Annotated in this window: 23 protein-coding genes; 5 read left to right on the forward strand and 18 right to left on the reverse strand. The window is 66.9% G+C overall.

Features of this window, described 5'->3' with window-relative positions:
* Both Q9R30_RS02390 and ffh read right to left on the reverse strand, forming a co-directional pair.
* Positions 1-732 carry an alpha/beta hydrolase gene (locus tag Q9R30_RS02390; RefSeq protein ID WP_311216652.1) on the reverse strand — a complete coding sequence of 244 codons (732 nt, stop codon included), beginning with the start codon at positions 730-732 and terminating at the stop codon, positions 1-3.
* Between the two features lie 107 nt (positions 733-839).
* A complete protein-coding gene (gene ffh / locus Q9R30_RS02395; RefSeq protein WP_104998284.1) occupies positions 840-2,423 on the reverse strand; it encodes a signal recognition particle protein in 1,584 nt (527 codons plus the stop codon).
* An 84-nt stretch (positions 2,424-2,507) separates the two neighbouring features.
* Between ffh and Q9R30_RS02400 the strand changes: the two genes are divergently transcribed.
* Positions 2,508-3,911, forward strand: coding sequence for a glucose-6-phosphate dehydrogenase (locus Q9R30_RS02400; protein WP_311216653.1), 1,404 nt, complete (start codon positions 2,508-2,510; stop codon positions 3,909-3,911).
* Between the two features lie 138 nt (positions 3,912-4,049).
* On the opposite strand, the gene Q9R30_RS02405 is transcribed toward Q9R30_RS02400, so the two are convergent.
* Together Q9R30_RS02405 and Q9R30_RS02410 are read right to left on the reverse strand one after the other, a co-directional pair.
* The gene (locus Q9R30_RS02405; protein WP_013601408.1) at positions 4,050-4,388 is read right to left on the reverse strand and encodes a P-II family nitrogen regulator; all 339 of its coding nucleotides are present in this window, start codon (positions 4,386-4,388) and stop codon (positions 4,050-4,052) included.
* Positions 4,385-5,734 carry an ammonium transporter gene (locus Q9R30_RS02410; RefSeq protein WP_104998286.1) on the reverse strand — a complete coding sequence of 450 codons (1,350 nt, stop codon included), beginning with the start codon at positions 5,732-5,734 and terminating at the stop codon, positions 4,385-4,387. Before Q9R30_RS02410 ends, Q9R30_RS02405 begins: the two co-directional genes overlap by 4 nt.
* Positions 5,735-5,967: 233 nt before the next feature.
* On the opposite strand from Q9R30_RS02410, the gene Q9R30_RS02415 reads away from it, so the two are divergent.
* The gene (locus Q9R30_RS02415) at positions 5,968-7,209 is read left to right on the forward strand and encodes an MFS transporter (protein WP_104998287.1); all 1,242 of its coding nucleotides are present in this window, start codon (positions 5,968-5,970) and stop codon (positions 7,207-7,209) included.
* A gap of 9 nt (positions 7,210-7,218) precedes the next feature.
* On the opposite strand, the gene ftsY is transcribed toward Q9R30_RS02415, so the two are convergent.
* The 7 genes from ftsY to coaD all read right to left on the reverse strand — a co-directional run bounded on the left by ftsY (position 7,219) and on the right by coaD (position 15,299).
* Positions 7,219-8,427 carry a signal recognition particle-docking protein FtsY gene (ftsY, locus tag Q9R30_RS02420; RefSeq protein ID WP_311216654.1) on the reverse strand — a complete coding sequence of 403 codons (1,209 nt, stop codon included), beginning with the start codon at positions 8,425-8,427 and terminating at the stop codon, positions 7,219-7,221.
* 75 nt (positions 8,428-8,502) lie between these two features.
* Positions 8,503-12,090 (reverse strand): chromosome segregation protein SMC, encoded by a 3,588-nt coding sequence (gene smc, locus Q9R30_RS02425; RefSeq protein WP_311216655.1) that lies wholly within the window; start codon positions 12,088-12,090, stop codon positions 8,503-8,505.
* A 94-nt stretch (positions 12,091-12,184) separates the two neighbouring features.
* On the reverse strand, positions 12,185-13,165 hold the full coding sequence (gene mutM / locus Q9R30_RS02430) for a bifunctional DNA-formamidopyrimidine glycosylase/DNA-(apurinic or apyrimidinic site) lyase (protein ID WP_311216656.1): 981 nt from the start codon (positions 13,163-13,165) through the stop codon (positions 12,185-12,187).
* A gap of 4 nt (positions 13,166-13,169) precedes the next feature.
* Positions 13,170-13,889, reverse strand: coding sequence for a ribonuclease III (rnc, locus tag Q9R30_RS02435; RefSeq protein WP_104998290.1), 720 nt, complete (start codon positions 13,887-13,889; stop codon positions 13,170-13,172).
* A 21-nt stretch (positions 13,890-13,910) separates the two neighbouring features.
* A complete protein-coding gene (gene rpmF / locus Q9R30_RS02440) occupies positions 13,911-14,114 on the reverse strand; it encodes a 50S ribosomal protein L32 (RefSeq protein WP_009356569.1) in 204 nt (67 codons plus the stop codon).
* Between the two features lie 36 nt (positions 14,115-14,150).
* Positions 14,151-14,675, reverse strand: a complete 525-nt coding sequence (locus Q9R30_RS02445) for a DUF177 domain-containing protein (protein ID WP_104998291.1) — start codon at positions 14,673-14,675, stop codon at positions 14,151-14,153.
* A gap of 123 nt (positions 14,676-14,798) precedes the next feature.
* Positions 14,799-15,299 carry a pantetheine-phosphate adenylyltransferase gene (coaD, locus tag Q9R30_RS02450; RefSeq protein ID WP_311216657.1) on the reverse strand — a complete coding sequence of 167 codons (501 nt, stop codon included), beginning with the start codon at positions 15,297-15,299 and terminating at the stop codon, positions 14,799-14,801.
* A gap of 43 nt (positions 15,300-15,342) precedes the next feature.
* Here coaD and Q9R30_RS02455 point away from each other — a divergent pair, with 43 nt between their 5' ends.
* On the forward strand, positions 15,343-16,572 hold the full coding sequence (locus Q9R30_RS02455) for an aminotransferase class I/II-fold pyridoxal phosphate-dependent enzyme (protein WP_199775244.1): 1,230 nt from the start codon (positions 15,343-15,345) through the stop codon (positions 16,570-16,572).
* Entirely contained in the window at positions 16,572-17,360 is a 789-nt protein-coding gene (locus tag Q9R30_RS02460; RefSeq protein ID WP_311216658.1) for a fused MFS/spermidine synthase, read from the forward strand. Before Q9R30_RS02455 ends, Q9R30_RS02460 begins: the two co-directional genes overlap by 1 nt.
* Positions 17,361-17,390: 30 nt before the next feature.
* Here Q9R30_RS02460 and rsmD read toward each other — a convergent pair whose 3' ends face one another.
* Genes rsmD through thiL form a run of 4 tightly spaced genes read right to left on the reverse strand, consistent with a single transcriptional unit; the run spans position 17,391 to position 22,276 of the window.
* On the reverse strand, positions 17,391-18,014 hold the full coding sequence (gene rsmD / locus Q9R30_RS02465; RefSeq protein WP_311216659.1) for a 16S rRNA (guanine(966)-N(2))-methyltransferase RsmD: 624 nt from the start codon (positions 18,012-18,014) through the stop codon (positions 17,391-17,393).
* Between the two features lie 45 nt (positions 18,015-18,059).
* On the reverse strand, positions 18,060-20,327 hold the full coding sequence (locus Q9R30_RS02470) for an ATP-dependent DNA helicase RecG (RefSeq protein WP_311216660.1): 2,268 nt from the start codon (positions 20,325-20,327) through the stop codon (positions 18,060-18,062).
* The gene (locus tag Q9R30_RS02475) at positions 20,317-21,303 is read right to left on the reverse strand and encodes a DAK2 domain-containing protein (protein ID WP_104998297.1); all 987 of its coding nucleotides are present in this window, start codon (positions 21,301-21,303) and stop codon (positions 20,317-20,319) included. Before Q9R30_RS02475 ends, Q9R30_RS02470 begins: the two co-directional genes overlap by 11 nt.
* Before the next feature lie 22 nt (positions 21,304-21,325).
* Complete coding sequence (thiL, locus tag Q9R30_RS02480) at positions 21,326-22,276, reverse strand: thiamine-phosphate kinase (RefSeq protein WP_234005599.1); 951 nt, start codon at positions 22,274-22,276, stop codon at positions 21,326-21,328.
* Positions 22,277-22,506: 230 nt separating this feature from the next.
* Here thiL and Q9R30_RS02485 point away from each other — a divergent pair, with 230 nt between their 5' ends.
* The gene (locus Q9R30_RS02485; protein WP_311216661.1) at positions 22,507-23,010 is read left to right on the forward strand and encodes a DUF3515 domain-containing protein; all 504 of its coding nucleotides are present in this window, start codon (positions 22,507-22,509) and stop codon (positions 23,008-23,010) included.
* A gap of 17 nt (positions 23,011-23,027) precedes the next feature.
* On the opposite strand, the gene Q9R30_RS02490 is transcribed toward Q9R30_RS02485, so the two are convergent.
* The 3 genes from Q9R30_RS02490 to Q9R30_RS02500 are packed head-to-tail and all read right to left on the reverse strand — an operon-like array spanning position 23,028 to position 26,001.
* Positions 23,028-24,176 (reverse strand): D-alanine--D-alanine ligase family protein, encoded by a 1,149-nt coding sequence (locus Q9R30_RS02490; RefSeq protein ID WP_311216662.1) that lies wholly within the window; start codon positions 24,174-24,176, stop codon positions 23,028-23,030.
* Between the two features lie 2 nt (positions 24,177-24,178).
* Entirely contained in the window at positions 24,179-25,231 is a 1,053-nt protein-coding gene (locus Q9R30_RS02495) for an NAD(P)H-dependent glycerol-3-phosphate dehydrogenase (RefSeq protein ID WP_396136683.1), read from the reverse strand.
* A complete protein-coding gene (locus Q9R30_RS02500; RefSeq protein WP_104998301.1) occupies positions 25,228-26,001 on the reverse strand; it encodes a 1-acyl-sn-glycerol-3-phosphate acyltransferase in 774 nt (257 codons plus the stop codon). The genes Q9R30_RS02495 and Q9R30_RS02500 overlap by 4 nt, the downstream gene beginning before the upstream one ends.
* Positions 26,002-26,004: the final 3 nt, after the last annotated feature.

A 26,004-nucleotide genomic window follows, 5' to 3' on the forward strand; every position in this document is an offset into this window, starting at 1 on the left:
TCAGGAGGCCCGTGCCTGGACCCGGCTGGCATCGCCGATGAACGAGCGGATGATGCGGTCCCCCTCTATTGAATCCTGGGGCCGGTGTCCTCCCGCCGCAGTGCGGTGGAGGGCGCCGGTCTCCCGTAGGTAGCCCGCGATCTCTTCGTAGAGCGGCTCCCAGCCGCCCGTCAGGACGAGCGTCGGCACGCCCGGCACGATGTGCAGCGGCGCTTCCCACGGCGGCACCTGCAGCCGCAGCCGCCGGGCGGACCGCTTCTCTTCCACGGTGGCCGGGTGCTGCAGGTCCGTGGCGTAGACCCGGCGCACGAATTCCCGCTGGAAGTCGTCGTCGCTGAGTTGGTGCCGGACGTCTAGGAGCGGCTTCATCAACGCAATGTGCGCCGCCGTCGCCGGCAGTTCCGCGGTCAGGGAGAGGCATGCAGGTTCCACCAGCGTCAGCGAGTAGACAAGGTCGGGGCGTTCGACGGCGGCCATCATCGCTGCGACGGCACCTTGGGCGTGTGCCACGACGTGCCCGCCGACGGCGCCCCTCCCGTCGTCGGCAAGTGACCGCAGCAGGATCCTGGCGTCCTCTTCGAAGGAGGACTCCACCGGCTCTGCCACGGGGTCGTAGCCGTGGCGGCGCAGGAAGAGCGCGTCATAGGACAGTGCGAGGCCATGCTGGCGGGGCCAGGCCGCGGCGCCGAAGCTGCCCGCGCCGTGCACGAACACTACCCTCTGCTTGAACATGACCCAACCCTATTCCACGGCCCCGACATCCCAACTAAGTAGCGCCAAGTGTCGTTATGAACCGTCAAAACGACACTTGGCGCTACCTAGTTGGGAGGGGGGGATGGCTACTTGCCCAGGAACTTGTCGAAACCCTTGGGCAGGTTCAGCTGGGACGGATCGAAGTCGCCCGGCTGCTGGCCGAACGCTGCGCCTGTCGGCAGAGCCTTGGCCGCGTTGGCCCGGCGGGCCTCGGCGTCCTTCCGCTCCTGGGCAGCCTTGGCCGGGTTGCCGGACTTCGCCTTCTTCTTGGGTGCGTTCTTTGCGTTTTTCCGCGCCCCGCCGCCGGCACCCGGCATGCCTGGCATCCCGGGCATGCCAGGCATTCCGCCCTGGGCCATCTTCTTCATCATCTTCTGGGCCTGGGCGAAGCGCTCCAGGAGGCCGTTGACCTCGGAGACGTGGACACCGGAACCGCGGGCAATACGGGCGCGGCGGGAGCCGTTGATGATCTTGGGCGCAAGGCGCTCATGCGGGGTCATGGACCGGACGATGGCCTCGACGCGGTCGATCTCGCGTTCGTCGAACTGCTCCAGTTGCTGGCGGATGTTCTGCGCCCCCGGCATCATCATGAGCATTTTCTTCATCGAGCCCATGTTGCGGATCTGCTGCATCTGGGCCAGGAAGTCCTCGAGGGTGAAGTCTTCCTGGTCGGCGAACTTCTTCGCCATCCGTGCGGCTTCGTCCTTGTCCCAGGATTTCTCCGCCTGCTCAATCAGCGTCAGGACGTCACCCATGTCCAGGATGCGCGAGGCCATCCGGTCCGGGTGGAACAGCTCGAAGTCATCCAGGCCTTCGCCTGTGGAGGCGAACATGACGGGCTTGCCGGTGACGGACGCCACCGAGAGCGCGGCACCGCCGCGGGCGTCGCCGTCGAGCTTGGACAGCACGATGCCCGTGAAGTTGACGCCCTCATCGAAGGCGAGCGCCGTATTCACGGCGTCCTGGCCGATCATGGAGTCGATGACGAAGAGGACTTCATTGGGCACAATGGCGCGGCGGATCTGGCGCGCCTGCTCCATCATGTCGGCGTCGACACCGAGGCGGCCGGCGGTATCCACGATGACGACGTCGTGGAGCTTCTGGCGGGCTTCCTCCACACCGGCGCGGGCAACGGCCACGGGGTCGCCGGCCGGGTGCTCGAGTTCGGAGGACGTGGCTCCCGGGTGCGGCGCGAACACCGGCACCTTGGCGCGCTGGCCCACCACCTGGAGCTGGGTGACCGCGTTGGGGCGCTGCAGGTCGCATGCCACCAGAATGGGGCTGTGGCCCTGGGCCTTCAGCCACTTGGACAGCTTGCCGGCGAGGGTGGTCTTACCGGCACCCTGGAGCCCGGCCAGCATGATGATGGTGGGGCCGTTCTTGGCCAGGCGGATCCGGCGGGTTTCACCGCCGAGGATCTCCACCAGTTCCTCGTTGACGATCTTAACGATCTGCTGGCTGGGGTTCAGCGCACCGGACACCTCGGAACCCAGTGCGCGTTCCCGCACCCGGCCGGTGAATTCACGGACAACTGGAACGGCAACGTCGGCGTCCAGGAGGGCACGGCGGATCTCGCGGACTGTGGCATCGACGTCGGCCTCGGAGAGCCTGCCTTTGCCCCGCAGATTCTTGAAGGTTGCTGTCAACCGGTCAGAGAGTGAATTGAACACGCGACGTGCACTTCTTTCAGTGGATGATCGGGACTCGACTATCTAGGGTACCAAGCCGGACCCCCAAGGTGGCATGCTGGCAAAATGACGAGCCAACCAACTGTGAAAACCCTCCTCATCCTCGGCGCTTCCGGCGACCTGACGGGCCGGCTGCTCCTGCCGGGCCTGGCGCGCCTGGCGGCTAAGGGCCACGCCACGGATCTGCGGCTCGTCGGTGCCGGGTCAGATCCCTGGACCCCTGAACAGTGGCGGGAAAGGGTTCACACCTCCTTCGAAGCGGCGGCCGGACCCGCAGCCCCCGAGGGAAAGGGCACCCTGCAGGCCCTTGAAAACGAGACGGCCTACCACCAGCTGGATGTCACCGCCGATGGCGCCTTGGCCTCGCTCCTTGCCGCGCTGGAAGGGCCCACCGCCGTCTATTTTGCCCTCCCGCCCAAAATCAGCCAGCTCGCCTGTGAAACGCTCAGGCCCGACCAGGTGCCGGCCGGCACGCGATTGGTGATGGAAAAGCCCTTCGGCTCAAGCGAGGAGTCTGCCCGGTCGCTCAACCAGACACTGGTCCGGCTGGTTCCGGAAGACCACATCCACCGGGTGGACCATTTCCTGGGCAAGGCCACCGTCCTGAACATCCTAGGGCTGCGGTTCGCCAACAACTTCCTGGAACCCGTCTGGGACCGCCACCACGTGGAAAAAGTGGAAATCATCTTTGACGAGGACCTCGCGCTGGAGGGACGCGCCCGCTATTACGACGGCGCCGGCGCGCTCCGGGACATGATCCAGAGCCACCTCCTGCAGATCATGGCGCTGATGGCCATCGAACCGCCGGCCAGCATCGGCGAACGGGACCTGCGCGACGCCATTTCAACAGTCCTGCGCGCCAGCAGGGTCCCGGAGCCCTACGCCGGTTCCACCCGCAGGGCACGCTACACGGCCGGTGAACTTGCTGGAAAAGAGGTCCCCGACTATGCCCGGGAGGAAGGTGTGGACGCGGCACGCGGCACTGAGACCCTGGCCGAGATCCAGGTGAACATCGACAACTGGCGCTGGAAGGGCGTCCCCTTTATTCTCCGTTCCGGCAAGGCTCTGGGCGCCAAGCGCAAGGAAGCCGTGGTCACGTTCCGCCCGGTGCCCCACCTTCCCCAGGGCTTCACCGGCGTTGACTCGCCGAACAAGCTGAGGATCGGCTTCGGGCCGGACACCCTGGCATTCGACGTCGATGTCAATGGCCCCGGCAATATCTTCAGCCTGGGCCGCATCACCCTCGACGCAGAGCTGAGCGCTTCGGACCTCCTCCCCTACGGTGAAGTCCTGGAAGGCGTGCTCGCGGGCGATCCGTTGCTTTCCGTCCGCGGCGACACAGCTGAAGAATGCTGGCGCATTGTTGAGCCTGTGCTCACGGCCTGGCGGCAGGATTCCGTCCCGCTGGAAGAGTACGACGCCGGATCGGCCGGGCCCGCGGGCTGGCCGGGCACGGTGCCTGGAGACTAAGACCGGCTTACGCCGCCGCAGCCAATCCACGCTTGCCGCAGAGTCTTGCGGCGGGTGTCGGCAGCACAGCGGAGCGGGCAGGAAAACCTTCCGGTTTTCCTGCCCGCTCCGTGTTCTCCGTTGTAGTGCTTTGCCGCCCTAGATGGCCGCAACACCCCGTTCACCGGTGCGGACCCGCACCGCCTCTGAGACATCCACGGTCCATACCTTGCCGTCACCCGCCCGGCCGGTGTTTGAGCTGGCGATGATGACATCCAGGATGTCGTCTGCCTGCTCGTCGGTGGCGAGGACCTCTACCCGGATCTTCGGCAGCAGGTCCACGTTGTACTCCGCGCCGCGGTAGACCTCGGTGTAGCCGCGCTGCCGGCCGTAGCCGCTCGCCGCGCTGACCGTCAGGCCCTGTACGCCGTAGGCCTCCAGCCCCTCACGGATGGCCTCGAGCTTTTCCGGCCGGACGATCGCAGTAATCAGTTTCATGCCCCCACGCTTTCCTTGCCTGTTGCTGATTCGGTCTTCGCGGCTCCTGAAGTCTGTGCCGCGTCCGGTTGGGTCTTGCCGGTGATCATGTCGTGCAGGGGCTGGAAGCTTCCGCCGTGTCCCCCGACGCCGAACTCGTAGGCGGTCTCGGCGTGCAGGCTGAGGTCCACGCCCACCGTTTCCTGTTCCTGCGAGACACGGAAGCCCATGGTCTTGTGGATGGCCAGGGCGATGATCGCCGTCAGGATGGCGGAGTAGGCGATGGCGATCCCCGCCGCTGCGAGCTGCGCCCACATCTGGGTCATGCCGCCGCCGTAGAAGAGGCCGCCGCCAACGCCATCGGCGGGCAGTGCGATGAAGCCCAAGGCCACGGTGCCGATGATGCCCGAGACAAGGTGGACGCCGACGACGTCAAGTGAGTCATCGAAGCCCCAGCGGAACTTCAGTCCCACGGCGAGGGCGGAAGCCACACCAGCCACGATGCCGAGGCCGAGGGCACCAACAGGGCTCACGTTGGCGCAGGCCGGGGTGATGGCGACGAGGCCGGCAACAACACCGGAGGCGGCACCCAGGGAGGTGGGGTGGCCGTCGCGGATACGCTCGGTGACCAGCCAGCCGAGCATCGCGGCAGCAGGGGCGGCAAGGGTGTTCACCCAGATGAGGCCGCCCTGCTCGGCGGTGGTGGCGGCACCGCCGTTGAAGCCGAACCAGCCGAACCAGAGGATGGCTGCGCCGAGCATGACGAACGGGATGTTGTGCGGGCGGTGGTTCGGGTCCTTGCCGAAGCCCTTGCGGTTGCCGATGATGAGGACCAGGACCAGCGCTGCAACACCAGCGTTGATGTGGACCACGGTGCCGCCGGCGAAGTCGATGGCCGGGCCGAGGGCCTGGCCCACTGCACCTTCAGGACCGAACAGTCCGCCGCCCCACACCATGAAGGCCAGCGGGCAGTAGACAAGCGTGACCCAGACGGGCACGAAGACAGACCAGGCGCCGAACTTGGCGCGGTCAGCAATGGCGCCGCTGATGAGAGCGACGGTGATGATAGCGAAGGTGGCAGCGTAGCCGACCTTGATCAGTCCGTCCGGGGTGTCGATGCCCTCAAGGCCGAACGTGGCAAACGGGTTGCCCACGATCTGAAGGAAGCCCTCGCCGGAGCTCATGGAGGCGCCCCAGAGGACCCAGACAACGCCAACCATGCCGATGGAGATGAAGCTCATCATCATCATGTTCAGCGCGGCCTTGGCCCGGGTCATGCCGCCGTAGAAAAATGCCAGACCGGGTGTCATGAACAGCACAAGCGCCGCCGACACCATGATCCATACGTGACCTGCGGTAAGTTCCATGGTGCACGCCTCTCTTATCGATTTGGTCGAATTTGCGGAGATGATCCGCCTGCCAACGCCTTTTGCGTCCTGTAACGAGTTTGTAGGCGCTGTGTTTCGGCCGCGGAGGATTTGTATTGCGGGGTTGTTACAACAACCTCTAGGAAGTAAATGGTGCATATCTGGCTTGTTACGGTTATGTTTCACCCCTCCCGCCGATGCACCCCGGACAAGTACCCAAGGACCCCTCAACCATGACGGCCGAACCCCGCGTGAGCCGCGCCACAGCGCGGATTCTCTCCCTGTTGCGTCCGGGCAGGCAAAAGCTGCCGCGCGACATCAAGGTGATGCTGGCCGCGGCCTTCCTTATTGCCCTTGGATTCGGTCTTGTTGCGCCCGTGTTGCCACAGTTCGCCACAACCTTCGGCGTGGGAAATACCGAGGCCTCGGTGATCGTGGCGATCTTCGCGTTCATGCGGCTGGTCTTCGCGCCGGCGGGCGGTGCACTGATCGGCCGGGTCGGCGAACGGCCCGTCTATGTCATGGGCCTGCTGATCGTGGCCGCCTCCACGGCTGCCTGCGCCTTCGCCCAGGACTATTGGCAGCTCCTGCTCTTCCGCGGGCTTGGCGGGGCCGGATCGGTGATGTTCACGGTCGCTTCGATGGCGCTGGTGGTGCGGCTTGCGCCGCCCGAGAGCAGGGGCCGCGTTTCCGGCGCCTATGCGTCGGCCTTCCTCATCGGCAATGTGTGCGGGCCGATCGTCGGCGGGCTGCTGGCTGGCTTTGGCCTGCGCGTGCCCTTCCTGGCGTACGCGGCCGCGCTGGTGATGGCCGCCGTCGTGGTTCAGACACAGCTAAGCCACCAGCGCCGGGGCGGCGGGGACGGGCAGGAGCGCGCACCGGACATGTCCCTGGGCGAAGCGCTTGCCATGGGCACCTACCGGACCGCCCTGCTGTCCAGCTTCGTGAACGGCTGGGCCACTTTTGGCGTCCGGATGGCCACTGTTCCGCTGTTCGCGGTTGCGGCCCTCGGAGCGGGACCCGAGGCAGCCGGGTTTGCACTGGCGGTGTTTGCCGCCGGGAACGCCGCAGCCCTCACCTTCTCAGGCCGGCTGGCTGACACCTTGGGCCGCAAGCCCATGATGATTGCCGGACTGATTGTTGCCGGGGCCGCCACCGCTGCCATCGGTTTTACGTCCGGGCTGGGCTGGTTCCTTGCCGCATCCGCCCTGGCGGGGGCCGGCTCCGGTCTCTTCGGCCCTGCCCAGCAGGCCGCCGTCGCCGACGTGATCGGCAACGGCCGCTCCGGCGGGAAAGTCCTGGCCGCCTACCAGATGACGTCCGACGTCGGCGCGATCGTTGGGCCCGTGCTGGCAGGTGTGCTGGCCGACCGGCTGGGCTACGGCTGGGCTTTCGGAGTCACCGGCGGCATCATGCTCGTGACCGCCGCGGGCTGGGCCGCCACCCGTGAGACCCTGCGCACGGCCCGGCCCTGAGCCCCCGGGCTAGTTCAGCAGCGCGTCTACAAAGGCCTCTGCATCGAAGGGGGCGAGGTCGTCCGCACCCTCGCCCAGGCCAATCAGCTTGACCGGGACTCCAAGGGTCTTTTGGATGGCGACGACGATGCCGCCCTTGGCGGTTCCGTCCAGCTTGGTCAGGACTATGCCCGTGATGTTCACGACCTCCGAGAAGACGCGGGCCTGGTTCAGGCCGTTCTGGCCGGTGGTGGCATCCAGCACCAGGAGGACCTCGTCCACGTCGGCCAGTTTCTCAATGACGCGCTTGACCTTGCCCAGTTCGTCCATGAGGCCCACTTTGTTCTGCAGCCTGCCGGCAGTGTCGATCATGACCACGTCCACTTCCTGGTCGATGCCGGCCTTGACTGCTTCATAGGCAACGGAGGCAGGATCGGCGCCGTCGATGTCCGACTTCACGGTGGGCACGCCAACCCGCTGGCCCCAGGTGGCCAGCTGTTCGGCGGCCGCTGCACGGAAGGTGTCCGCAGCTCCGAGGAGGACATCCTTGTCCTCGGCAACCAGGACGCGGGCGAGCTTGCCCACGGTGGTGGTCTTTCCCACGCCGTTGACGCCCACCACCATCATGACGGCCGGCTTGTCGGCGTGGCGCTGGACGTTGAGGGAGCGGTCCATGGTGGGGTCCACGAGCCTGATGAGCTCTTCGCGGAGCAGCTCTTTGACCTGCTCGGGGGTGCGGGTGCCCAGGACCTTGACCCGCTCGCGGAGTGCGTCCACGAGCTGCATGGTGGGTTCGGTGCCCAGGTCCGCCAGAAGGAGGGTCTCCTCCACTTCGTCCCACACGTTCTCGTCGATCTTGTCGCTTGAGAGCAGCGCCAGGAGTCCCTTGCCCATGATGTTGTTGGAGCGGACCAGACGCTCGCGCAGGCGGACCAGCCGGCCCGCCACGGGAAGCGGAGTCTCAACCGGAATGACCTCCAGCCCCGCGGCGTTGTCCGGGACCTCGGCGGTTTCCAGCCCCTCCACGTCCACCGCGTCCGGGGCTGTACGGTCCGCAACCGCGCCGGGCCTGTCCTCCACGGCAGTGCTTCCGCCCCGCGGCAGCACGGGGTCATTGGCATCGCGTGTGCCAGGGTACCGGGTGATGTTCTTCCGGGTCTTCATGAGAACCGGAATCAGCCCGCCGATAACCACCAGGGCAGCAAGAATGGACAGAATTATGGGAAGGATGTCATTCACTCCCCTAGCTTCTCATACGCGCGGGGCGCCATTCCGGGGCAGGCGTGCAGTTGACCTGCCGTTACACCCGGCCGGTCATACGTCGGCTCCGAGCCGCTGGCTGATCACCGTCGAGACGCCGTCGCCCCGCATCGTGACGCCGTAGAGCGCGTCCGCCACTTCCATGGTCCGCTTCTGGTGGGTGATGACGATGAGCTGGCTGGATTCCCGGAGTTCCTCGAAGACGGTGATGAGCCGGCCCAGGTTGGTGTCGTCCAGGGCAGCTTCCACCTCGTCCATGACGTAGAAGGGCGAGGGCCGTGCCTTGAAGATTGCCACCAGCAGCGCCACCGCGGTGAGCGAGCGTTCCCCGCCGGACAGGAGCGAGAGCCGCTTGATCTTCTTCCCGGCGGGACGGGCCTCCACCTCGATACCGGTGGTGAGCATGTCGGCGGGGTCTGTGAGCACCAGCCGCCCCTCGCCGCCCGGGAAGAGCCGGGCAAAGACCCTGACGAACTGGGCCTGGGTGTCTTCGAAGGCCTCGGTGAAGACGCGCTGGACGCGGTCATCCACCTCCTTGATGATGTCCAGCAGGTCCTTGCGGCTGGCCTTCAGGTCCTCGAGTTGGGTGCTCAGGAACTGGTGGCGCTCCTCAAGTGCGGCGAATTCCTCCAGTGCCAGGGGGTTCACCCGGCCCAGGCTGGCGAGGTCGCGTTCAGCCTTCCGCAGGCGCTTCTCCTGTTCTTCGCGGACGTAAGGCTTTCCCTCGACGATTTCCGCCCCGGCGCCGTCCACCGGAGCACGAAGGGCAGCCCATTTGTCGCCGCTTTCTTCGGCCGGAACCGGAACGGGAACGTCCGGTCCGTACTCGGCTGCCAAGGCGTCCGGGGTAATGCCCAGTTCGTCGATGGAGCGGGTTTCCAGTGCGTCGATTTGCGCCCTTTGCCGGGCCCGGGCGAGTTCGTCGCGGTGGACGTTGTCCGTGAGGTCGGCCAGTTCCCTCGCCAGGAGTTCATTGGCGGTCCGAATCTCCCCAAGGGCCTGGTCCCGCTGCTCACGGTTGTCTTCGGCAAGGTCACGTTCATGCCGTGCCAGGTCCACGGACACGTCAACGTGGCGGAGCGCCACGTCGACGGCGGCGGACACGGCGGCTGCGCGCCGCGCCTGGATGCGGCGGACACGGGCGCGCTCCGCGGCTTCCTCCCGCGCCCGGCGCTCAGTGGCGGCGGCCCGCTCCAGTGAGGCCACGCGGTTCCTGGTGGCTGAGAGCTGCTCTTCGGCGCTGCGAAGCGCCAGCCGTGCCTCAACCTCTGCAGCGCGCGCGTGGGCCGCCGCCTGGGCCAGGGCGTCGCGGTGTTCAGTTGACGGCTCCTGCTCCGCGGGCGCTTCCTGTGCCGCCGCCAGGCGTGCGGCCACAGCTGCGAGCGCTTCCTCCTCTGCCGCCACGTTCTCCTCCGCCCTGGCCAGCGATGACGCCAGGCGGTCGCTTTCGCCGACGGCGCTGCGGAGCACGGAGTTCAGGTGGCCGAGGCGCTCAGCCACGGCTGCCAGCTTCGCGTCGGATTCGTGCAGTCTTTCCAGGGCGGCGTCGGCCAGATCCTGCGCCTCCGCGCGCTTTGCCTCGGCGGCCGCGAGGGCGAACCTGTTCCGCTCCAGGGCTGCCGTGACCGCCGCAAGCCGGCTCTCGGCGTCGTCCACTGCCGCCTGCACCTCGAGAAGCGACGGTGCCTTGGCCGAACCGCCGGTGACCGACACTGCAGTGAAGACGTCTCCCCCGGTGGTGACGGCAGTCAGCCCGGGATGTCCCGCCACCAGGGCGGACGCTGCGTGGATGTCCGGGACAACTGCGGTACCGGCCAGCAGGTAGGCAACCAGGCCGGCGCAGGACGCGTCGCAGGTGGTGAGGTCCGCGGCCCAGCGCGCGCCCGGGGGAAGGGACATGCCTGTGCCGGCTGCGGGTCCAGCCGCAGCCCCTGCCGATCCGAGGAGCAGTGACGCCCGCCCGGCGTCGTCATCCTTGAGGAGCTGGAGCACCGCCGTTGCCGTCTCCGCGTCCCGGACCACGATTGCCTCCGAGGCCTCCCCCAATGCCGCGGCGATCGCAGTCTCGAACCCGGCTTCCACCGTGAGTCCGGCCGCGAGGGTTCCGACGATTCCATCGAGGCCCGCGTGCAGCGCGTGCCTTGCCCCGTCCTTCCGTTCCAGGCCCAGCTTCAACGCGTCACGGCGCGCCGCCAGGGCGTCGCGCTGCCGGACCCCCTCACTGACGGCTGATTTCAGGGCGGCGATTTCCTGGACCACGGTGTCGAGGGCCTCATTGGCGGCCTCGTAATCGGCGTCAAGGGATTCCTCTCCCTCCTCCACACCGGCCACTTGGTTTTCCAGGGCCGTGAATTCGGCCTGCGCACGCGCCCGGCGTTCGGTTCCTGCCGCAAGGGATTCCCGGAGCCTGCCCAGTTCCGCCTGGGCGGACTCAACGCGGGACCTCGCCGCCGCAACCTGGCCGGCCAGCCGGGCCAGGCCTTCGCGCCGGTCAGCCGCGGCCCTCAGCTCTGCTGTGAGCCGTTTGTCCTCTTCGAGCGCGGCACGCTCGGCCTCGGCCTTTGCGGCGCTTGCTGTGTCCAGGGCGCTGCGCCGGTCAAGGATGCTCCGCTCGAGCTCAGCCAGCTCCTCACGGACCTTGGCTGCCTGGCGTTCCAGTTGTTCCGGATCCCGGCCCGACGGCGGTGCCTCCACGGAGCCGAGGAGGCGGCTTCGTTCCTGTGCCAGGGAGCCCAGTGAACGCAGCCGCTCCCTGGCAGCGGACAGACGGTACCAGGCGTCCCGTGCGGCATTCAGCTGGGGAGTCGCTTCAGCTGCGAGTTGCTCCAGCTCGGCTTGCTGGCGGCGGCCGGCCTCAAGCTGCCCGCCGGCGAGGGCCCGCCGTTCTTTCAGGGCTGCTTCGTCCGCCACGTCCTGTTCGAGTGCCAGCTGGAGCTGGACGAGGTCGTCGGCCAGCAGGCGGGCGCGGGCGTCGCGGACATCGAACTGGACCCGCTGCGCCCGGCGCGCCACTTCCGCCTGTTTCCCCAGCGGTGTGAGCTGGCGCCGGATTTCTCCGGTGAGGTCGGTGAGGCGCTGAAGGTTGGCCTGCATGGCCTCCAGTTTGCGCACGGTCCGTTCCTTGCGGCGGCGGTGCTTCAGGATTCCGGCGGCTTCCTCGATGAAGCCGCGCCGGTCCTCCGGCGTGGCATGGAGGACGCGGTCCAGCTGGCCTTGGCCCACGATGACGTGCATCTCGCGGCCCAGGCCGGAATCGGAAAGAAGTTCCTGGATGTCCAGCAGGCGGCAGCCTGCGCCGTTGATGGCGTATTCCGATCCACCCGTACGGAAAAGCGTCCGCGAAATGGTCACTTCGGCGTACTCGATGGGAAGGGCGCCGTCAGTGTTGTCTATGGTCAGGGAGACGTGGGCCCGGCCAAGGGGCGGCCGGCCTGACGTCCCGGCGAAAATGACGTCCTCCATCTTCCCGCCGCGGAGGGTTTTGGCACCTTGTTCGCCCATGACCCAGGCCAGGGCGTCCACCACGTTGGACTTCCCGGATCCGTTGGGGCCAACCACCGCAGTGACCCCCGGCTCGAAATTGAAGGTGGTGGCGGACGCGAACGACTTGAACCCCCGGACGGTCAGGCTTTTGAGGTGCAAGGCTTTTCGGATCTCCTGAGTGGCTGAGGCGGCTGCTTCGCTGTCCTCAATCTACTGGGTGGGGGCCCGAATTCCGGGATTCCCGCGGGCATTCTCACCAGCGCCCGTTCCGGGGACGGGGCTGGCAGACGGGACAGGTGTGCGAGGACCGGTTCATGAACTGCTCGCGGCGGATGACGGCGTGGATACCAGCCGCGGCGCAGCGTTTGCAGGGCTGCCCTTCCCGGCCGTAGGCGTTGAGGGACCGGTCAAAGTACCCGGAAGCGCCGTTGACGTTCACATACAGCGAATCAAAACTGGTTCCTCCGGCGGCGAGGGCATCCAACATGACCTGCCGGACGCTGGCGAGCACCCTCTCCGCATCGGCACGCCGCAGGGTGTCGGTGGGGCGGGCGTAGTGCAGCCGGGCGCTCCACAGCGCTTCATCCGCGTAGATGTTTCCGATCCCGGAGACCAGACCCTGGTCCAGAAGGGCCCGCTTCAAGCCGGTTTTGCGCTTGCGGAGGCGCCGGTAGAAAAGGTCGAAGCAGAAGGCGGGGTCCAGAGGGTCGCGTGCGATGTGTGACGCTTCCTCAGCTATCAAGGGCAGGGGCGATTCGGCAAGGCCGCCCGGGCCGCCGTCGTCCGTGGGAACCATCGCCGTGACGAACAGCCCGCCAAAGATCCGCTGGTCCACGAACCTCAGTTCTTCCGGCTTGCCGTCGCCGGGGCTGAGCCGGAAACGGACCTTCAGGTGCTTTTCGTCCGGGACGTCCCGGTCCTGCACCAGGAGCTGGCCGCTCATCCCGAGGTGGGCCATCAGGGCAACGTGGGGGCGTTCCACGGCTGGCGCCGGCGCTGCTCCGGCGGCGCCGTCCCCGTGGCTGCCTTCCACCAGCGGCATCCACAAGAACTTGCCCCGTCGAACGACGTCTGCAACTGTGGCGCCTTCCAGGTTGCCGGTAAAGTCCGCCGCGCCCAGGGCGTGCCGGCGCACCGAGCGTGGATCAAGGACCTCCACGGAGGTGATGGTCCGGCCGCGGACCCAGCTCACCAGGCCGCGGCGCACCACCTCAACCTCGGGAAGTTCAGGCATGGCGCTACTTGGCGGGGATGGAACCGGCGGACTTTTTTGCTCCCGCCGACGCGGAGAGCACCCGCCATGCGTCGGCCGCCGCCTCCTGCTCGGCTTCCTTTTTCGAGTGGCCGGAACCCTTGCCATAGGCGGTTCCGCCCACATGGAGGACGGCGGTGAAAGTGCGGGCATGGTCCGGCCCCGAGCCGTCCACGGCGTAGTGGATGGTGCCGAGCTGGCGGCTGGCCGCGAGTTCCTGGATGCTGGTTTTCCAGTCCGTTCCGGCGCCCAGGGCGGCCGCGTCCTTCAGCAACGGACCGATCAGGCGCATCACCAGCTGGCGTGCGGTCTCGATGTCGTTGGACACGTAGGTGGCACCAATGAGCGCTTCCATGGTGTCAGCGAGGATGGAAGCCTTGTTGTTGCCGTGGGTGAGCTTTTCGCCCTGGCCAAGGTAGATGTACTCCCCGATGCCCAGGCTGCGTCCAATGCCGGCAAGCGCACGGGTGCTGACGACGGCGGAGCGCCGCTTTGCGAGCTCACCTTCGGGCAGTTCCGGGTTGTCCCGGTACAGGGCATCGGTGACGGAGAACCCGAGGATGGAATCACCCAGGAATTCGAGCCGCTCGTTGGTGGGGATGCCGCCGTTTTCGTAGGCGTAGGAACGGTGTGTGAGCGCAAGACGAAGCGTCCCGGCGTCAATAGAGACACCGAGACGCTTCAGAAGCTCTTCAGTTGAAGACATCATGTCAGCCTGAGCGGCCGATTAGACGTCCGCGACCTTGCGTCCCTTGTACTCAAGGAACAGCGCAGTGCCGGCCGAGTCGGTGACGACCTTTGCCTGGTGCGGCAGGCTGTAGGTGACCTGGCCGTTCTCGACGGTCTTCACCAGGTGGGGGGCGGTCGCCTTCCACTGGGAGCGGCGGGCGCGGGTATTCGAGCGAGACATTTTCCGCTTGGGAACAGCCACGGCTAACTCATTTCTCTCTAGACAAACACGTACAAATCAATTTTGCCGGTCAGGCTTAGCCATATCAGCTAGGGCAGCCCAGCGAGGATCCAAGACCTCGTGGTGGTGCCCCGGCTCGTCTTCCAGGCGAACTCCACATTCGGAGCAAAGGCCCTGGCAGTCTTCCCGGCACACCGGCTGGAACGGCAGCGCGGTCACCACTGCGTCCCGCAACACCGGTTCAAGATCGATTACATCGTGCTCGACTCGACGTTGCTCTTCATCATCTTCTCCGTCCGAGAGCTCCACGCCCCCATAGAAGAAAAGTTCTTGCACATTGACCTCGAGGTCATACGCAAGGGGATCCAGGCATCGGCCGCATTCACCTGTTACCTCGGTGAGCACGGTTCCTGATACCAAAATTCCTTCGTGTACGGCTTCAAGCCTCAGATCCAGCTCGATATCCGAGCCTTCCTGAACGCCAATGAGCGCCACGCCAAGATCACCTGGCGCGGGTACATGTTCCTTCAGTGTCCGCATGCTTCCCGGGCTGCGCCCGAGGTCCTTGACGTCGAACGCCAGGGGCGAACCAGCATCTCTTTTAATGAGAACTCCTGTTGAACATATGACCGACGTACTATCTTAGCCTGAAGAGCCACAGGGACTCAAACCGGCCGGCAGGGAGTGCCGAAGTACCGGACAAGCCTACCCCCTCGGCTGCTGGCCGGGGCCCGACTCGCCCGCAAGCATCCGCCGCTGCACCGAGCGGGGCACGTAGTCGGACACATTTCCCCCCAGGCCGGCCACCTCTTTGATGAGGGTGGAAGAAAGGTGGAGGTAATGGGCCTCCGCAGGCAGGAAGACCGTTTCAACGCCGCTGAGCTGCCGGTTCATGGTGGCCATGGGCAGCTCGTAGTCGAAGTCCGAGGAAGACCTGAGTCCCTTGACGATGGCCGAAACACCCCGCTGCCGGCAATACTCTGCGAGCAGGCCCTCCCCGATCGGTTCCACCACGATGCCCTTGAGCGAGGCGAGGGTTTCCCGTGCCATGTCCAGGCGCTCCTGGAGGGTGAACCTGTACTGCTTGGCCTGGTTGGTGGACACAGCCACGATGACCTCGTCAAAGAGGCCGGCGGCACGCGCAATAACCTCGAGATGGCCGTTGTGGATGGGGTCAAAGGATCCGGGGCAGACAGCGCGTCTCATGCTCCGAACCTACCCCATGGGAACACCGGGATACCATGACTGGATGCATCCACCACGGGAACTTTCCACCCCCATGGCCCCTGCTCCATGGCAGCGCGCCGCCCTCGGAGCAAACCTCCTGGCCCCCGACGGAGGCCTGGGCGTCACCATCTTCGAAGAGATGACCACCCTGGCCGTGCAGACCGGCGCCATTAACCTCGGCCAGGGGTTCCCGGATGAGGACGGCCCGGCGGAAATCAGGGAAGCTGCCCGGTCTGCCATCCTGGCCGGCGCGAACCAGTATGCGCCCGGCAAGGGCATCCCGGAACTGCGGGAGGCGGTCTCGGCCCACCAGCAGCGGTTCTACGGCCTCTCCCCCGACCCGGCAACGGAAGTAATCGTCACCACCGGCGCCACCGAGGCCATCGCAGCCTCGCTCCTGGCCTTCGCCGGTCCGGGCGACGAGGTCCTGACCTTGGAGCCTTTCTACGACTCCTACGGCGCCGTGATCGGCCTGTCCGGTGCGACGCACGTGACTGCACCGCTCCTGGCCCCGGACTTCATGCCGGATATGGCCGCCCTCGAGGCTGCTTTCAGCGCGCGGACCAAGGTGGTGCTGCTGAACAACCCCCACAACCCCACCGGAGCGGTCTTCCCGCGGGACGTGCTCCAACGGGTCGTTGAACTGGCCCGCAGGCATGACAGCATCATCATCACGGACGAGGTCTATGAGCACCTCACGTTCGGCGTCCGGCACGTACCGGTGGCTTCCCTGCCCGGAGCGGCGGACCGGACAATCACCATTTCCTCTGCCGGCAAGACCTTTTCCCTGACTGGCTGGAAGGTCGGCTGGCTCACGGGACCCGAAGAGCTGGTGTCCGCCGCCCGGACGGTCAAGCAGTTCCTCACCTACAGTTCGGGCACGCCGTTCCAGTCGGCCATCGCCGCGGGCCTGGCCCTGCCCGACTCGTTCTATGCCGGCATCGCGGCGTCCCTTGAGCACAAGCGGGACATCCTGAGTGAAGGCTTGCGCGCCGCGGGGTTCGAGGTCTTCTCCCCGCAGGGCACGTACTTCGTCAATGTGGATACCGCCCCCCTGGGCATCAGCGACTCCGTAGACCTGGCCCGGAAGCTTCCGGCACTGGTGGGCGTGGCCGCGATCCCGGTCCCGGTCTTCTGCCACGCCGAGGGAGCGGAACGCACCCGGAGCCTGCTCCGTTTCGCCTTCTGCAAGAAGGCCGAGGTCCTGGAAGAAGCTGCCGAGCGGCTGGCCGCGCTCAGCGGCAGGCTCTGATGCCCGGCGGCCGGGAAGTCCGGGCGTCCCGGTTCCTGCGCACCACCGGGCAGCACGCGTCCATAGAACCCGATGCGTTCACGGCCGGCAGCTACGTCCTCAGCATCGGCGGCGCGGAACAGTCCCACGTGAACCTTCTGCACCCGGAGGAGATTTTCTACGAATACCTGCGCCGGATCGGACACCTGGTGGACCTGGCGGCACCCGCTGGGGAGCCGGTCAGCGCGCTGCACCTGGGCGCCGGAGCGCTGACCCTGGCCCGGTACGTCCAGGCCACCAGGCCCGGGTCGGTGCAGTACGCGGTGGAGCTGGAGCGTGAGCTCCTCGATTTCGTCCTGCGGGAGCTGCCCCTGCCACAGGGGACGGACCTGCAGACGGTCATCGGCGATGCGCGGGAGTCGCTTGTCCGGATTGACCCCGGCCTCCGGTTCGACGTCGTCATCCTGGACATCTTTTCCGGGCCGGACGCGCCCGCGCATCTGACCAGCGGCGCGTTCTACCGGGAGGTGGGGGAACGGCTCAGCCCTGCCGGAGTGCTGATCGTCAATGTCGGCGACGAGCCGGGCCTGACCCTGGTCCGAAGCCAGGTGTCCGCCATGCGCCAGGCAATGGCCGATGTGGCCGCCGTTGCGGAAACTGGAATGTTCGAGGGCCGCTATCCCGGCAACATCATCCTCGCCGGCACCCTCACCCCGTGGCCGCCGGAATGGACCACTGAACTGACCGCCCGCGGGCCGCATCCGGCAAAGGTGCTGGCCGGACTGGACCTCGACCCCTTTGCAGGATGACTCCGGGAAGCCATGGCTCCCGCACCCGGGCTAGCGTCCAGGCGGTTCCGGTGCCTCGGGAATATCGTCATCGTCGATTGCGTCGGGCACGAAGGGCTCCGCGAACCACAGCCTGGTCTCCCCGTATTTCTTCTCCGCGAACCGGGTGATGGCGTCCGGCCACTGGGGCTCGGGTGAGCGGGATGACCGTTCCACCACCACCACCGCCGCCGGCGAAAGGTGGGTGGAAAGCTTCAGGAGCACTGCCTGCAAGCCAACCTCGTCGAGCAGATACGGCGGGTCCAGGAACACAAGGTCCCAGACTGCCGTCTCCGATGCGCGCTCCAGGAAAGGTTCCACCTTTGAGCGGTGGACAGTCACGGCTTTCCGGCCCAGGACTCCGTTGATGAGGTCGGCATTGCGCTGGCAAACGGCGCTGGCCTTGCCATCGGACTCCACCAGGTCCACCGCCTGGGCACCCCTGCTGCCGCTTTCGACCCCGAGGGAGCCGGAACCCGCATAGAGGTCCAGCACGCGGGCGCCGGCAATGACATTGAAGGCATCAAGGCGGGAAAACAGCGCTTCCTTGACGCGGTCCGTGGTGGGCCTGGTGAGGGAACCCGGGACGGCGGTCAAGGGAGTGCCGCCGGCGGCGCCTGCAATAATCCGGCTCATTCAACGCTCCTGTCTTGGCCGCCAGGATATCCGGCACCCACCATGCTAACCGCGTTCAAGGAACGCCTCCTTCTCGGGATTGAGGTATTTGTCGATCGCCTCGGCAAGCTCCGGACGAGCGGACAGGGCGGGGTCCTCGCGCACAATCTGCTGGGCATCTTCCCTGGCCCGGGCAATGACGTCGCCATGCTCCAGGACGCGGAGCAGCTTCAGGGCGGAGCGTCCGCCTGATTGCGAGGCTCCCAGGATGTCCCCCTCGCGCCGCAGCTTCAGGTCCTCCTCGGACAGGACGAAGCCGTCGGTGGTCGCCGCCACGGCATCCAGCCTGCGACGGCTTGGATGCCCGGGTTCAAGGGCGGTGACCAGCAGGCAGGTCCCTGGCAGCCCGCCCCGGCCCACCCGGCCGCGGAGCTGGTGCAGCTGGGAAATCCCGAACCGGTCCGCATCCAGGATGACCATCAGCGTTGCGTTGTGCACGTCCACGCCGACCTCGATCACCGTAGTGGAGACAAGCAGCTTGATGCGGTTGGCCGCAAAGTCCTCCATGACGCCGAACTTCACGTCCGGTTCCAGCCGTCCGTGGAGCGGCGCCAGGGGAATTCCGGACAGGGCGGTCTCTTCCCGCAGATGCTCGACGACGGCCGTCACCGAGGCGAGTTCCCGGCCGCCGTCTCCTTCCGCCTCCCCTGCCGGAGGCGCCGCCTCCCCGGGACTGAAGTCGCCGTCGTCGTCCGTTCCGATCCTGGGGCAGACGACGTACACCTGGTGGCCCCTGTCAATCTCTTCCCGGGCGCGGGCCCAGATGCGCCCTGCCCAGGCCGGATTCTCCGCAAGTCCCACCAGGTGGGTGGCGATAGGGGCACGGCCGGCCGGCAGTTCGTCCAGGACCGACGTTTCGAGGTCGCCGAAAACTGTCATCGCGACGGTCCGCGGGATGGGCGTGGCCGTCATGACCAGCAGATGCGGCGGCTTCCGTGCCTTGGCGCGCAGGGCATCGCGCTGCTCCACCCCGAAGCGGTGCTGCTCGTCCACCACGATCAGGCCGAGATCGTAGAAGGACACGTTGTCGCTCAGCAGGGCATGGGTCCCAATGATGATCCCGGCCGTCCCTGACGCGGCGTCAAGCAGGGCCTGCCGCCGTGCCGCCGTTGGCATGGAGCCAGTGAGCAGCGAAACCTGGACGGAGGCGCCGTCCATCCCGCCCAGCAGTCCGTCGCCGGAGAGTGGGCCCAGTGTCCGGCGGATCGATTCGAAATGCTGGGCAGCGAGGACTTCCGTGGGGGCCAGCAGGGCCGCCTGCCCGCCGGCATCCACCACCTGCAGCATGGCACGGAGCGCCACTATGGTCTTGCCGGAGCCCACTTCTCCCTGCAGCAGCCGGTTCATGGGGACGTCCCGGGAGAGTTCGGCCGCCAGCGTTTCCCCGACGGCGGCCTGCCCGGCCGTGAGCGTGAACGGAAGGCTGCGGTCGAAACTGGCCAGCAGGCCCTCCGGAGCGGGCCGGCGGGCAGTGGCTTCCTCCGAGGCCAGCTGGGCCCGGCGGCGGGCCAGGGCGGACTGCAGCACCAGCGCCTCCTGGTAACGGAAGCGGCGCCGCGCCTGCTGCCAGTCCGTGGCCGACTCCGGTTCATGGACCAGCCGGTAGGCTTCGGCGATCGGGAGGAACTTCTCCCTGGCCGCGATGGCGGGTGGCACGGGATCCGGCAGGGAGCCAAGGTCAGCGGTTTCGAGCAGGGTTGAGACGGCCTTCTGGATCTTCCAGCTGGGAAGCTTGGCGGTGGCCGGATAAATGGGAATGGGCATGGCGGCCAGCTTTTCCGGATCCCGGCCGCCCTCGCTGAACGGATCGTCGTCCAGCACCTGGTAGTCCGGGTTGGTGAGGCCAAGGGATCCCTTGAAGGACGTGACCTTGCCGGAAAACAGCGCCCGGCGGCCCGGGAGCAGCTCTGCCTGGGCCTTGAAGCCGTTGAAGAAGCTGATTTTGAGCGTACCCGGCGCTTTGCCGCGGTACTCCGTGCCGCCTACCAGCCGGAGACCCTGCCTCCCGTCGTCGTCGGAAACCACCACATCGGTGATGGTGCCGCGGCGCGCCTGCATCCGGCGGGTATTGCTGGAGAGCACGCGGGCGATCAAGGTGACTTCTTCGTCCCGGGGAATCTCGCTGATAGGCGTCAGCTCGCCGCGGTTCATGTAGCGGCGCGGGTAGTAGTTCAGCAGCCCCTCGACTGTGGTGATGCCCAGATGCTTTTCAATGACCGCTGCGGAACGCTTGCCAATCCGCCGTTCCAGCGCCAGGTCCAGTTCAGCGCTCATGCCCGCTGGAGTTCACTGCATCCGTGGCCGGGTCCCGCGGCAGCGCGAGTTCACTGATGCTGATGTTGGCCGGCTCCCCCAGGGACCGGATGATGCCGACGGCGGGATCTGCTTCGGGGACGTGGACGTGGACGCGCCACCGGTAGTTGCCGTCGGAGTCCGGCCCGCTGCCAACCTGGCTCATGATCACCGACTCGCCCACCTCGTCCAGCCGCTGGCGGAGGGTTGCCGCATTGAGGGGCGACAGGCTGATGGTGCACATGACTTCCACGCCGTCGTCGTCCGGCATGGCCGTATGGATGTGCGGATCCGAGACGTCGTAGCCGTGCAGGCCGTCAAGGAGTTCGCTTTGGAGTTCTTCGCCCAGGATCGCTGAGCGAAGGCAATCAAGGATCAGCAGCATGCCCACTCCGCCCGCATCAACCACATGGGCGGTCGTCAGAACGTCCAACTGGTCTTCGGTGTGGATCACCGCGGCGAGGGCGCCCTCCACGGCGGCGTCCAGGGCAAGGCCCAGGGCGTGGTTGCTGTCGTTCCCGTTCTGTCCGGCGTCGACAGCGGCCGCGGCCCGGGCTGCCGCTTCCATGACGGAGAGCATGGTTCCCGGCACGGGATCGCTCAATGCCGACCAGGCACGGATCTGGGCACGGTTGAGGGCTGCCGCCAGCAGGGTGGAGGTCAGCCGGGTGTGGCCTGCCAGCGGCTCGGCGGCTGCGCACAGGAACACCGAAAAAAGGGTTCCCGAGTTTCCCCGTGCTTCCTCCATGGCTGCCTGGCCCGCGGTGGCCAGGACTGCGCCGACGTCCATCTGTGCGGGGTGGTCACCGGTGGCGGCGAGGGAACGGGCTGCCGCGCGCACGGTGACGTAGAGGTTTGTGCCGGTGTCGCCGTCGGCCACGGGAAAAATGTTGATGGCATTCAGGCGGTCGCTGTGGTTGCCAAGGGCGGTCTCAGCCTTGCCCAACCACCTCTTCATCGCTTGCGCGTTAGCGGCAACCTTAGTGTGCAAAGTGATCCCATCCCCCGGTGTCCGCGGACCGGCCCGCAATTTTGACGCCCGGGCCTTCGTTGTTTCCCAGTGCTTGTACTGAGCCTATCGCAGTGAATCCTTGGGGCAGCGGCGAACCAGGAGGGAATGTGGCAAGCAGTCCGTGGTCCTCCCCGCCGCCGAGCACCCACTCTCCAGCGTCCACGCCCAACAGTTCCGCGGCCGGCCGAAGGGCGTCCGCCAGCCGCTTCAGCGGGCCTGGATTGAGGTCGACGGCGACAAGGCTGGCTGTTGCCAGCCGCAGCCCATCGCGCAGCAGGCCGTCTGAGATGTCCAGCATGGCGGTGGCGCCGGCGGCTCGGGCGGCGGGCCCTGACGCCAGGGGAGGCCTGGGCCTGCACTGCACTTCGACTAAGGCGCGTTGACCGTCGCTGAGGGCCTCGACAGGCACGTCCGATTCCAACAGTGCGAGGCCGGCGGCGGCGCGGCCGGCGGTGCCCGCAAGGGCAAGGACGTCCCCCGGCCTGGCGCCGGACCGGAGGACGGGCGCGCCGGCGTCGAGCGTTCCCAGCACGGCCACCGTGACGGAAATTTCGCGCCCGCGCCCCAGGTCCCCGCCCGCTACCGAGCAGTGGGCCGCGCCCAGCTCCCTGATCCCCGCGGTGAGGCCGTCCGCCAGGTCCTCCACCCAGCCCACAGCCGTTTCAGGCGGAAGCGTAAGGCTTACCACCATCGACGTGGCGCTCGCCCCCATGGCGTTGATGTCGCTCAGGTTCTGCGCCGCAGCTTTCCAGCCGACATCGAAGCCGGTGGTCCGGTAGCCGCTAGGCCATTGCAGCCTGAAGTCCTGGTCCTGGACCTGGGTGTCGATGCTGATGACGGTCCTGCCATCAGGAGACGCCACTATGGCGGCGTCATCCCCCGGGCCGAGCAGCGTAGCGGCGGTGTGCGCGCCGTCCATGGCCAGGCGCGGAAAAATCCGGGCCAGCAGCTCGGCCTCGGAGAGCGCAGAGACGGTCAGGGAGGAGACGTTCAGCGGCTCCCCGACGGCGGCCGGGCCCTCAGGGCGGGGCCGCCAGCGGTGGGTGATGGGATTTTCAGGCACGCCTCTACGCTACCGCGGTGCTCCGACATTGCCGGCCCCCCGGTGCCGCGTCAGGGCGGAGCCCGCCGCGGCGATAGGCTGGAGACATGCGCCGTCCCCAGCTTTCCCTGCCCGCCCGCGTTGCCAGGCTGGCACTGATTGGGAGCCTTGCGGCCGTTCCTTTAACCTCGTGCTCGCCTGCCGTGGATGTTCCGGCGGCCAGGGACGCGGCCAACCCCGCGTGCGCGCCCATGATGGTGGGCCTTCCTGACTCCATCGGCGAGCACGCGTTGCGAAAAACGAACAGCCAGGCCACCGCAGCCTGGGGCGACCCGTCCCTGGTGATCCTGCGCTGCGGCGTGAATGCGCCCGGCCCCACCACGGACCGCTGCGTGACGGTCAACGGCATTGACTGGGTCATCAAGGAAGGGGACCCGGTGTGGACCCTGACAACCTACGGCCGGGAACCGGCAACAGAGATCCTCATGGACCCCGACAAGATCAGTTCCGCCACCGTACTGGCTGACCTTGCGGCGGCAGCCGGCAAGGTGCCGGCCGCCAGGAACTGCGTGGGGCAGGAGGATCTGCAGAACCTGCCGCCGAGCCAGTAGGCCGCGGCGGTCGACTCTTAGCGCAGCCCGGTTTTGCGGTTCAGCGCCAAGTAAATCAGTTCGTCGATGAGGTCGGCATAACCCAGGCCGGAAGCCGCCCACATCTGCGGGTACATGCTCTTGGGCGTGAAGCCGGGCATGGTGTTGATCTCGTTGATGATGAGTTCCCCGGCAGGGGTGTAGAAGAAGTCCACCCGGCTCAGGCCCTCGGCCCCCACGGCGTCGAACGCGGCCGCGGCAAGCTCCCGGACCCGGGCGATGGCTTCCTCCGGGATATCGGCAGGGCAGCTGAGGGAGGCGGCCCCGTCCTCCACATATTTCGCGTTGAAATCGTAGAACTCGTGGGTTCCGCCTGCCACGGAGATTTCACCCGGCATGGAGGTGCGTGGTGCGTCGGTGCCCCTGCCTTCGAGGACCGCACATTCGATCTCCCGGCCGGTGATGCCGGCCTCGATCACCAGTTTCAGGTCGTGGCGCCGGGCTTCCTCGATGGCTGCATCGAGCTGTTCCAGGGAATCCACCTTGGAGATACCCATGGAGGATCCTGCCCGGGCCGGCTTGACGAACACGGGGAATCCCAGCCGGTCTACCTGTTTGCGCACCGATTCCGGGTCTTTGCGCCACTGCCTGTCCGTGACGGCAACATACGGACCGACGTGCAGCCCTGCAGCCTCGAACACCACCTTCATGAAGTGCTTGTCCATGCCCACGGCCGAAGCGAGGACGCCGGCGCCGACGTAGCGGGTATCCGAGAGTTCCAGGAGCCCCTGGATGGTTCCGTCCTCCCCGAACGGGCCGTGCAGGAGCGGGAAAACCACGTCCACCGTGCCGAGTTCCCGGGGAACCTCGTTCGGGGCCGTGACGATCAGCTGGTGCTCGCCCCCGATCTCGGCAAGGGTCACGGTCTGCGGCGAAGGCGCCACCTCCGGCAGGGAGGTCCCCGCGAGGGACCACTGGGCCGTGTCGGCGGACGCCAGGACCCATTGCCCGGTTTTGGCGATTCCAATGGGAATTACCTCGTATTTGTCCTTGTTGATCGCGCCGAGGACCCCGGCAGCGGTCACGCAGCTCACAGCATGCTCGCTCGAGCGGCCGCCGAAAAGGACCGCCACCCGGGGTTTCGCCCGTGGCGCGGGCTCCCCTGCGGTCAGGTTTTCATGAGACATCGTCAGTAATCGCCTTCAGGTTTCAGTTCCCGGGACAGCAGGACAGGCCCCAGTTGGTCAACGGACAGCTTGCCGGCCAGCACGGCGACGACGGCAGCTGTAATGGGCATCTCCACGCCCAGCTTGCCGGCCAGTTCATGGACCGCCTGGCCCGACTTTATGCCTTCGGCGGTCTGGGTCATCTTCTGGCCCACCTCCTCAAGCGTGAGGCCTTGCCCCAGGAGCCGCCCGGCGGTGTGGTTGCGTGACAGCGGGGAGGAGCAGGTGGCCACAAGGTCGCCCAGGCCTGCGAGGCCGGCCATCGTTTTGGCTTCCCCGCCAAGGGCAAGGGCAAGGCGGGACGTTTCCGCGAGTCCGCGGGTGATGACGGACGCCTTGGTGTTGTCCCCCATCTGCCTGCCCTCGCAGATGCCGACGGCGAGGGCAATCACGTTCTTGACGATTCCGCCGATCTCCACCCCCACTACGTCAGTGGTGGTGTACGGCCGGAAGTAGGGGGCCGTGCAGCTCCTGGCGATCCAGCCTGCGGCGTCGGAGTCGGTGCAGGCAACCACAGAGGCAGTGGGTTCTTCGCGGGCGATTTCCATGGCCAGGTTGGGGCCGGACACAATGGCAATACGCTCGGTGGGCACGCCCAGCTCCTCGCTGATGACCTCGCTCATCCTGGCGTCCGTACCGAGCTCCAGGCCTTTCATCAGCGAGACAACCATGGCGTCCGGAGCGATCAGGCCTTTCCACTCCCGCAGCTGCGGCCGGAGTGACTGGGCAGGGACCGCGATGACCACGAGGTCGGCGCCCTCCAGTACGGTGGCGACGTCCGTTGAGGCGGTGATGCTTTCCGGCAGCGGGACGTCCTTCAGGTACTGCACATTGCGGTGGCTGGCGTTGATGCCCTCGACCACTTCAGCGCGCCTGCCCCACAGCCTGATGGTGCGGGGCTCACCGGCAGCAGCCGCGGCGTCGGCCAGAATTTTTGCAAAGGTTGTTCCCCAGGAGCCGGCGCCGAGAACAGCAACGGAACGGGCAGAGCCCGTCTGCCTTCCCCCAGGGATCACGGAGTTTCCGTTCCGGTACCGGCCTGCTGCTGCCCGCGCTCCACGAACCTGCCGTGCCGGGCCTGCTGCTGCTTGGCCGGATCCCACCGCTCAGCCGGCGGCTCTTCTCCCCTGATTTCCGCCAGGAGTCCGGTGATCGCATCCATGATCGCGTCGGTGGCCCCGGCGAGGGTTGCCTTGTCCAGCGGACGGCCGGCGAAGGCGCTGAGGTCAACGGGCTCGCCCACTACCACCGTTGACTTCTTGCGCGGGAACAGGTGGAACCGCTTGCCGTAGCGCGGGAACACTTCGTGGGCGCCCCAGTGGGCAATCGGAACCACCGGAATGCCGCCCTCCAGGGCAAGCCGTGCAGCACCCGTGTGGCCTTTCATGGGCCACAGCCCGGGATCGCGCGTCAGGGTGCCTTCGGGGTAGATGATGATGGCCCCGCCTTCGGCGACGATCTCCTGCGCAAGCTGCAAGGAGCGGTTCGCCCCCGCCGTCGAACGTTCCACCGGGATCTGCTTTGTTGCACGCAGGACCCAGCCCAGCACCGGAACCTTGAAGAGCCCCGACTTGGCAAGGAAGTGCGGGGCAATCCTGTGGTTGTAGAGGAGGTGGCCGATGATCAGGGGATCGATCTCGGTGCAGTGGTTGGGTGCGGCGATAAAACCGCCCGCAGGCAGCTTTTCCGTGCCCTCCCACTTCTTGTCCATCATCAGGTTGAACAGGGGGCGGACTATGCCGGCGACCACAGCGAGGGTGGCGCGGCTCTTGGCCGGTTCCTTCACGGC

The sequence above is a fragment of the Arthrobacter sp. AB6 genome, assembly GCF_031844545.1.
Classification (GTDB): Bacteria; Actinomycetota; Actinomycetes; order Actinomycetales; family Micrococcaceae; genus Arthrobacter.